Annotated in this window: 7 protein-coding genes and 1 pseudogene; 5 read left to right on the forward strand and 3 right to left on the reverse strand. The window is 44.5% G+C overall.

Annotation, left to right across the window (positions count from 1 at the left end):
* Positions 1 to 10: 10 nt before the first annotated feature.
* Genes WS34_RS09795 through WS34_RS09805 form a run of 3 tightly spaced genes read left to right on the forward strand, consistent with a single transcriptional unit; the run spans position 11 to position 3,721 of the window.
* Positions 11 to 1,519 carry a RagB/SusD family nutrient uptake outer membrane protein gene (locus WS34_RS09795; RefSeq protein ID WP_022160867.1) on the forward strand — a complete coding sequence of 503 codons (1,509 nt, stop codon included), beginning with the start codon at positions 11 to 13 and terminating at the stop codon, positions 1,517 to 1,519.
* Between the two features lie 12 nt (positions 1,520 to 1,531).
* Complete coding sequence (locus tag WS34_RS09800) at positions 1,532 to 2,497, forward strand: putative zinc-binding metallopeptidase (protein WP_286693703.1); 966 nt, start codon at positions 1,532 to 1,534, stop codon at positions 2,495 to 2,497.
* Positions 2,498 to 2,509: 12 nt separating this feature from the next.
* Positions 2,510 to 3,721, forward strand: coding sequence for a TlpA disulfide reductase family protein (locus tag WS34_RS09805; RefSeq protein WP_022160865.1), 1,212 nt, complete (start codon positions 2,510 to 2,512; stop codon positions 3,719 to 3,721).
* Positions 3,722 to 3,788: 67 nt separating this feature from the next.
* Here WS34_RS09805 and WS34_RS09810 read toward each other — a convergent pair whose 3' ends face one another.
* The 3 genes from WS34_RS09810 to WS34_RS09820 all read right to left on the reverse strand — a co-directional run bounded on the left by WS34_RS09810 (position 3,789) and on the right by WS34_RS09820 (position 6,764).
* Positions 3,789 to 5,156, reverse strand: coding sequence for a DUF6055 domain-containing protein (locus WS34_RS09810; protein ID WP_046404533.1), 1,368 nt, complete (start codon positions 5,154 to 5,156; stop codon positions 3,789 to 3,791).
* Positions 5,157 to 5,486: 330 nt separating this feature from the next.
* Positions 5,487 to 5,804, reverse strand: coding sequence for a chaperone modulator CbpM (locus tag WS34_RS09815; protein WP_013610464.1), 318 nt, complete (start codon positions 5,802 to 5,804; stop codon positions 5,487 to 5,489).
* 18 nt (positions 5,805 to 5,822) lie between these two features.
* Positions 5,823 to 6,764 (reverse strand): DnaJ C-terminal domain-containing protein, encoded by a 942-nt coding sequence (locus WS34_RS09820; protein ID WP_013610465.1) that lies wholly within the window; start codon positions 6,762 to 6,764, stop codon positions 5,823 to 5,825.
* A gap of 198 nt (positions 6,765 to 6,962) precedes the next feature.
* Between WS34_RS09820 and WS34_RS09825 the strand changes: the two genes are divergently transcribed.
* Together WS34_RS09825 and WS34_RS09830 are read left to right on the forward strand one after the other, a co-directional pair.
* A complete protein-coding gene (locus WS34_RS09825; RefSeq protein ID WP_022160862.1) occupies positions 6,963 to 7,343 on the forward strand; it encodes a hypothetical protein in 381 nt (126 codons plus the stop codon).
* 159 nt (positions 7,344 to 7,502) lie between these two features.
* Positions 7,503 to 7,930: pseudogene (locus tag WS34_RS09830) on the forward strand (MotA/TolQ/ExbB proton channel family protein); the annotation flags it as partial.

A 7,930-nucleotide genomic window follows, 5' to 3' on the forward strand; every position in this document is an offset into this window, starting at 1 on the left:
CACAAAAGATATGAAAAAGAGATTATTATATATGCTGGTCGTATTGGGAGGGATTTTTTCCGGCAGTTGTGAGTCTTACCTGGAAGAGGTGCCCCAAAATAAATTGAAACCCAATACGACAGACGATTACGATCAGTTGCTGAACTACGGGTATCTGACAGAACAGGTGGTTCCTTACCTGGATATCCTTTCGGACGATGTGGATCTGATTGCTTCCGACCACTCTATGGAGGGGGACGATTATGGAGATGTGTATGTGGCTGCCTATATGTGGAATAAAGATATCGAGACAACTATGCCCGGGGGGGATATCGCTTTCGAGAAATTCTACCAAAGTGTCTTTTATGCCAATGTGGTATTGGAAAATATCGATCAGGCTGCCGGGATGGAACTGAATGAGGTGAATGTGGAACGTACCCGTCAGAATATCAAGGGAGAGGCTTATGCTTTGAGAGCGTATTCCCATTTCTATCTGGTCAACCTGTATGCCAAACCTTATGATCCGGAAACTTGTGCCACAGATCCCGGTATTCCGCTGAATCTGAGTACGGCGGCAGAAGATAAGGCATATACCCGGAACAGCGTTAAAGAGGTATACGACCTGATTGTCGGAGATTTGAAAGAAGGAGTCCGGCTGATGGAGGCTAATCCGGTTTCCAAGCCTGCCAAACTGAAATTCGATGCTTTGTCGGCCCGTGCCTTGCTGGCCAGGGTGTATCTCTATATGCAGCAATGGGATTCTGCCATTGTGTGTGCTGAACAGGTCATCCGGGAAAATCCGGCGATATTCAACCTGTATGAGGCAGGACTCCGCCTCAGTATGGATAATAACTTTGTCAGCAGCTGGAATGCTTCGACGGTGTGGGGAAAGGATTATTTGGCGAAAGATAATGATAATGTGTTGTTTGTAAATGGAATAAGTGAGATTGTGCCTGCCTTGGGATGGTATCATTTTATTTCAACCTTCAGTGTCAATAAAAAACTGGCGGCTGAGTATGAAGATGAGCCGGACGATGTGAGACGTTATTACTTTATGCAGACTTATTCTTTAAGGGGAAAACCCAAATTGATCTATGCCAAAAACAGATATATCCCGAACATCAGCAGTGTAATGAGACCGGATGCCGGCAGTGGTTATACCCGGGTGATCCGGACTGAAGAAATGTATCTGATTCTGGCAGAAGCTTATGCCCATAAAGAGAACGGGATAGGGGAGGCTGTAAAGTATCTGAACCGACTGAGGGTTGAAAAATTCCGGGAGGGGACTTATACAGACCTGAAAGCTGCGGATTTCGATCAGAATTCCCTGTTGGTATTCATAGAAGCGGAACGCCGCCGTGAATTGTGTCTGGAAGGACACCGCTGGTTCGATCTCAGACGGACAACCCGGCCTGCTATGGAACGTATCGGCTATGAAAATCAGGTGGCCCGTCTGGAAAAAGATGATCCCCGCTATGTATTGCAAATTCCGAAGAGGGAACTGAGTGTGAATCCCGGAATCGGTAGTAATCCACGTTAAAATGATAGAGCTATGAAACGAATGAGTCTATATAAAATGATCTGTTACTGTTGTTTGATATGGGGGACTATGGCCTGTACCAAAGAGGATACCCCCGAAGCCATGTGGGAGTATACAGGGCCTGTGCCTGCCATCCTGGACGGTCCTTCCCAAGCGCAGAAAATGTGTTATGCCCTTTATCAGAAGTACGATTTACATATTTACTATAATCTGAGTGGAGAGGAGGCCCTGAAAACGGAGGTTGGTTATACCCAGGTGAATGGGATTACGGCAAATAATCCGGAAGCGATTCCGATGCAGGCTGCAGACGAAGCAGTGGCTGAAAAATTCCTGACCTTGTTGATGGGTTTCTTCGCCCTGCTGCCTGATGAGATGGTAAGTAGCGGACTTTACAGACGGCAGGTTTTGGTAAAAATCAATCCCGGAAATAATAAATACAAGGATGAGAATGGGAATAGAATTTTCTCCAATACCAAGACGGAAGAAATGCAGGGGATCCTCTATTACGGCTACCTGGATAACAGCCAGGATACCGACGATAAGTTTACGGATAACCTGAAAGGATGGAAATGGGGGATTTTTTATGAGTTCTTCCGGGGTTTGTCTTATACCACTTACAAAGGTATTCCGTTGCCGGAACGTTTTGGAGCAATCTCCAAAGGATTATATTACTATGAAAATGAAACAGATGAAGATGTTTGTCTGGACTATTCGAATAATTATAACCGGGAAATCGGAAAAAAATGCGGATTTGTGTCTCCTTTCGGGGCTTCTGCCACCAGTGATTATGCTTATGCAGACTGGGCTTCTTTTGTCGCCTGGATCCTGACGGAAGAGAAGGCTGAACGGGATGCGGATATGAAAAAATGGTCCCGCTTGCAGGAAAAATACGATCTGGTCATACAATATTACCGGCAATATTACCAGCTGGATCTGGAACAGATCGCAAAACAATGTCAGAAATTAACCGTTAAATAAAAAATTACAACTATGAAACTATTGTATTTTATCGTTTTGACCGGCTTGTGTATGGCCTGTCATCAACCCCGGGTATATCGGATAAACGGTTCATTACCGGGAGCTCTGGACGGGTATGTGGTCAAACTGTATAATATCGATACGTATCCCGACGTATTGCTGGATTCTACCGTAATCAAAGATGAAAAATTCCAGCTGGAAGGAACCAGGACTTTCGAGTATCCGAAATATTGCCGTTTAGTAGTCGATATGACTCCCGATGAACCCAATCAGCGCAAAAAGACATTAAAGGCTTATCGTTTTTTTGCGGATAATACGGCTATGGAATTCCAGTGTCAGATGGACAGTATGCCGAGCTATTACTGGGAACCGGTAAATAAGGAACACAACGTTACGCTGACCGGTTCTCCCACACAGGATCTGTATCAGGCATATAAAACCTCTGTACAGGAATTGTCAGAAAGGAAAACGGCTTTGTGGAATGAATACCTGAAAGTATATCATGTGCCGGCCCTGGATGGAATTTTCAATACGGAAAAGGGCATGAAGATCGTCCGGGAACTGAATCGTGTCAAAGCCCGGTTGAACGAAGCTACCGGGGAATTTATCAAAGTTCACAACAATTCTGTTGTATCTTTATTACTGGCGAATAATTTGTTGAATTCAACCCGGTCGGAAATGACGGTGGAGGAGATCGACGGGCTGATGAACGGCTTTACCCCTGCCCTGCAAAATGCCTCCATGATGGGAGATGTAAAAAAGACAGCAGAGCGGATGCGATGTGTGGCCCGTGGGGGGACTTATCATGATATCGTTCTGAAAAATCTGAAAGGAGAAAATGTGCCGCTTTCGGAATATATGAAACCGGGTGCTTACAATATGCTTGAATTCTGGGCTTCCTGGTGTAGTCCCTGCCGGGGTGAAATACCTCATTTGAGACATCTTTATGAAGTGTGCGGCAAAGATTTCAATATGATCAGTGTGTCGATCGACGAGCGGGATACAGATTGGAAAAAAGCGGTACAAGAGGAGGGTATGCAATGGCACCAGCTGTGTGATCAGAAAGGACGTAAAGGACCGGTTGCGATAGAATATCAGGTGAGTGGAGTTCCCTATTGTATCGTGCTCGACCCGGAAGGGAAGATCGTATGCGGAGGGGTAAGGGGGGCTGAATTGGACGTCGTTGTGCAGGATTTGCTTGGAGAAAAAGCGAAAGGATTGTAGGTATTGAGAAGCTGATAGCCGGAAAGGAAACGGTGCCTGTGTTTTACTGCGGGCACCGTTTTATTTATCAAAGGATTTCCGTTCCCTTTACCTTTATTTTATAGGGCCATTGGGCATCGGTTGGCTGAGGACCTTGGGGATTCCATCCCGGGTTCATCCGGTGTTCGGCAGGAGCTCCCATGACGACGAACCAAAGATGGCTTAAAGGTTGGTCTTTGGGGGTTTTGAAACTGACTTTTCCTTTACGGTTTTTGTGTACTTTGCCCCGGATTGTCTGTCCTGTTGCGGTGACTCCGACGAAACCATAACGCCAGCCTGCTTTTTCCGGTGATTGAATGTTATAATCTTGTCCGGCCGGGGTTAGGCCCGCAAAGGTGATTTGTACGGTTGTGCCGGCTGCCGGGACTTGCAGGTGGATCGCATTAAATCCGTAATTTTCAGGACACCAGGCTTTCCTCACCTGATACCAGCCGTCTTCTTTTTCTTCCAGACAGCTCCTGAAATCCGGGAAAGAATTGGCCCATGGGCGGGTGATGGAAAATACCCGTTTATAATCGAAATTGATCAGGTGCTGATAAGCATCGAACATTTCGTCATTGAATTGTTCCTGGGATAGATTTTGCATCCGCTTATAAGTCATAACCGGGTCTTCGCCTTTCTTGCCTTGCCGGAATAATTCGCCGATAAATGGTAAACCTTGCCTTTCGCTCCAATATTCGAGTATATAAGGCGAACGGTAAATGTTCTCCGTATGCAGAAAAGCTTTGTGGGTATTCTTTTTAAAAGCATCCCAGTGATAGGTCTCGTCATCGATCCAGTGGGGGTTGACCTGCCAGAGCATCCATTGAGCTCCCATTTCGAAAATCCCGTTACCTCCCCAGGCGACACCTTCTCCGTCGGCGATCGACTGTAATTGAAAACTGTGTCCCAGTTCGTGAGCCACAGCATTTAATTTTTTGTCCTGTAGCCGGTTCGGAGTAGCCCAGAAAGCACCGATCACCTGGTCGTAATCGCCGCCATAGGCCGTCCCTTCCAGAGAATATTGAATCATCGACATCATCCGGTATTTTTCACTTTGCGATCCTGGTTTGACGAATTTCAGGGAGTCGCGGTAAAATAGGTAAAAACGTTCCAGTTGATATTTCAGATTTTCCAGATCCACAGCCATCGGATGTCCCTCTAAATCGGGAGGAGCAGCTAAATCGTTCCCGAATCCTTTTTCCCAGAATATGGCCAGATTATCCGTACAGGACATGCGCCGGTAGGAGTAGCGGGAAGTGTCGGAATACCAATCCTGGCCTGCAAATTCTTTCGGTTGATAAATAGCTTTTCCCGGAGGAAGAACAAAATGATCGGATTGGCCTTGTGCCTGGGCAGACCAGCTGCCGAAGCCGGTCGACAAGATGAAATGGAATAAAATGAAATGTCTTTTCATCAGTTGGTTTTTAGTCAGGAAATCCCGGATTAAAGTGTATGAATTACATTAATTTTGATCTGTGAGCAAAAATAGTTTTTTCCCTTCATAATCCTTAGGCTTTAGGAAAAATAATGCTAGGTTGAATTTTTTTTCTTTCTATTTCGATTCCGGGCTTTATACCGTCAGACCGGGTCGCCAATTCCGATCACCGGAGACGAATGAGTAACGAAATATACCTACCATAAATTAGGAGAAACGGAGAATTAAAGTTTGCTTTTCTTTCATTGTTCCATTTCTCCATTGTTCTCAGAAAAAGGTAACTTGTGAGGAATAAAATTAGTTTTATCATCAATATTCTTCCTGAAAAAAATCATCCTTTGTCTGGAAGCGGCGGAGCTGACGGCGGAGGAAGCTCACTTCCTGTTGCAGCCTTTCCATGCGTTCCAGCATATGATGAATGGCGTCGATGCCTTCGATATTGATCGAGAGATCGTAATACAGGTGGCTATATCTTTCCAGTTCCCGGAGCTGGGAGGCGAGAAGATACCGTTCGCCGTCGACGGTGCGTATTTCGATCAACCCTCCTTCTTCGAGCGAAATAATAAAAGTCGGGTCGGTATGGCTCTTTTGGCAATATTCGTTGAAAATAATTAATTCTGTATCCATAGTTGAACGATCTTTAAGTTAGGAGTTTTGTAATTCCCGGAATAATTCCTTCTGCTTCTCTGTGAGATGAGTCGGTATCTTCACTTCATAAGTGACAAAAAGATCCCCGAACTGTCCATCCTGTTTATATACGGGAAACCCTTTTCCTCTCAGGCGTACCTTTGTCCCATTTTGTGTTTCGGGCTTGATTTTCATCTTCACTTTTCCGTTCAAGGTTTCGATAATCTGTTCTCCGCCTAATACAGCGGTATAGAGGTCGATCGGGACATTCATATACAGATTGTCACCTTCGCGTTTATATACCGGATCGTCGCCGATAACGAAAGTGATATACAAATCGCCTGCCGGTCCACCGTTCATCCCCGGGCCTCCCTGTCCGTTCAGTTTGATCGTCTGTCCGTCGGCTACTCCCGCCGGCACGGTGATCCGGATCTTTTTACCGTTGACTTCCAGGATTTGTTTGTGGGTCTCTGCGGCATCGCGTAAAGAAAGATGCAATTCGGCATTGAAGTCCTGCCCTTTGAATCCAGCCGAACTTCTTCGGCTGCTTCCCCGGCGTTGACCGAATAGGGATTCGAAGAAATCGGAAAATTCACCTTCGTTTCCGTTGAAGTTACCGCTGAAACCTCCTCCCTCTGCAGAGGACCAGTAGCCACCACCCATACCGCCGAAACCGCCACCGCCACTTCGGCTTTGTTGCTGATAACGTTGCTTTTGAGCTTCGAATTCATCTGCATGTTTCCAGTTTTCTCCGTAAGCATCGTATTTTTTCCGTTTTTCAGGATCGCTCAGTACTTCGTTCGCTTCGTTGATCTCCTGAAACTTTTGTTTTGCTGTCGGATCGTTCGGGTTTAAGTCCGGATGGTATTTCCGGGCCAGTTTTTTAAAAGCCTTTTTGATCTCGTCCTGAGATGCCGTTTTGCTGACACCCAGCACTCCATAATAGTCGATATAAGCCATAGTAATATTTTACAAACCATTATTTAATTCTGTAAATTTACGATGGATACTAAAAAATTGTAATGAAAATAAGTTTAAATAAACTTAAAATGATATGAATTTTATTTTTGTGGAGAAATTAAAATTTTCCGAAAATTTGATGGTTTTTATTTTTATTATCCAAAATATATTTTCTAATTTTGAGTAAAATATTACGATATGAAACAAGGGGGGAAATATTTGTTGATTCTGATTTTATTCCTGCTTCCGGGAATAGGATTATTCAGCAAAGATACTGTGGCTGAACGGTTGCTCGATGGGGGGCAGGCAGCGACGGTAAATATCACCCACCAATCGATTACTTCTTCTCAGGATATTTATTCGGCAATGATGGATACTTTCTCCAGTATTTGCCGGGTAGAGACGATAAAAATCGAAGGACGGGATTATTGCCGTGATTTCTTTCGGTTGGCTTTTATCATTTCTAAAAACTTTCGGATTCCTGTCAAATCGTTTTTTTACACGGAAAGTTATAAATGTGTATTGGCCGAACGCTATGTTCAGGGAGCCTATATTTATTTTCATAAATTGATTATTTAGCGGCACGGGAGGAAACTATTCCGTCGGATTTTCTTCGATGATTCCCGGAATTCCTCGGATTCTTTTTTTATTTTTCATAATAATAAGGTGAAAGAATTGAGTCAGGACGATCGTTCTGAGGTGGGGAAGGTATATACTATAATTTTTAAGCTAAAAGTCATGAAAAAAAATATATCGTTCAAAGGAGTTGGCTCCGCAGGTTTTGTCTTAATTGCTTGTTTTATATTGGCTCTGGCGATTTTCCATTATGTGTTGGGAAATCCGGCGAATTTTATGAACAATGATCCGAATAATCAGCCTATACCCGGAAATTTAATGGGTACGATTTACAAAGGCGGGATGATTGTGCCGGTGATACAAACTTTATTACTGACTGTCTTGGTACTGAGTGTAGAACGTTTCTTTGCTATACGGAAAGCCCGGGGCCGTGGTAATTTATCGCAATTTATCCGGAAAGTGAAGGAAAGTCTGAGTCGGGGAGATGTGAAAGGGGCTCAGGAATTGTGTGATTGTCAGAAAGGTGCGGTGGCTAACGTTGTTCGTACGGCATTGCAAAAGTATGCCCTTATGGAGAAAGACGATACGAT

Origin of the sequence: Odoribacter sp. N15.MGS-14, assembly GCF_000980245.1 — a bacterium.
Classification (GTDB): Bacteria; Bacteroidota; Bacteroidia; order Bacteroidales; family Marinifilaceae; genus Odoribacter; species Odoribacter splanchnicus.

Coding starts and splice junctions, on each gene's coding strand:
- WS34_RS09810 (WP_046404533.1), bottom strand. CDS start 5,156: ATGAAAAGACATTTCATTTTATTCCATTTCATCTTGTCGACCGGCTTC.
- WS34_RS09815 (WP_013610464.1), bottom strand. CDS start 5,804: ATGGATACAGAATTAATTATTTTCAACGAATATTGCCAAAAGAGCCAT.
- WS34_RS09820 (WP_013610465.1), bottom strand. CDS start 6,764: ATGGCTTATATCGACTATTATGGAGTGCTGGGTGTCAGCAAAACGGCA.
- WS34_RS09825 (WP_022160862.1), top strand. CDS start 6,963: ATGAAACAAGGGGGGAAATATTTGTTGATTCTGATTTTATTCCTGCTT.
- WS34_RS09795 (WP_022160867.1), top strand. CDS start 11: ATGAAAAAGAGATTATTATATATGCTGGTCGTATTGGGAGGGATTTTT.
- WS34_RS09800 (WP_286693703.1), top strand. CDS start 1,532: ATGAAACGAATGAGTCTATATAAAATGATCTGTTACTGTTGTTTGATA.
- WS34_RS09805 (WP_022160865.1), top strand. CDS start 2,510: ATGAAACTATTGTATTTTATCGTTTTGACCGGCTTGTGTATGGCCTGT.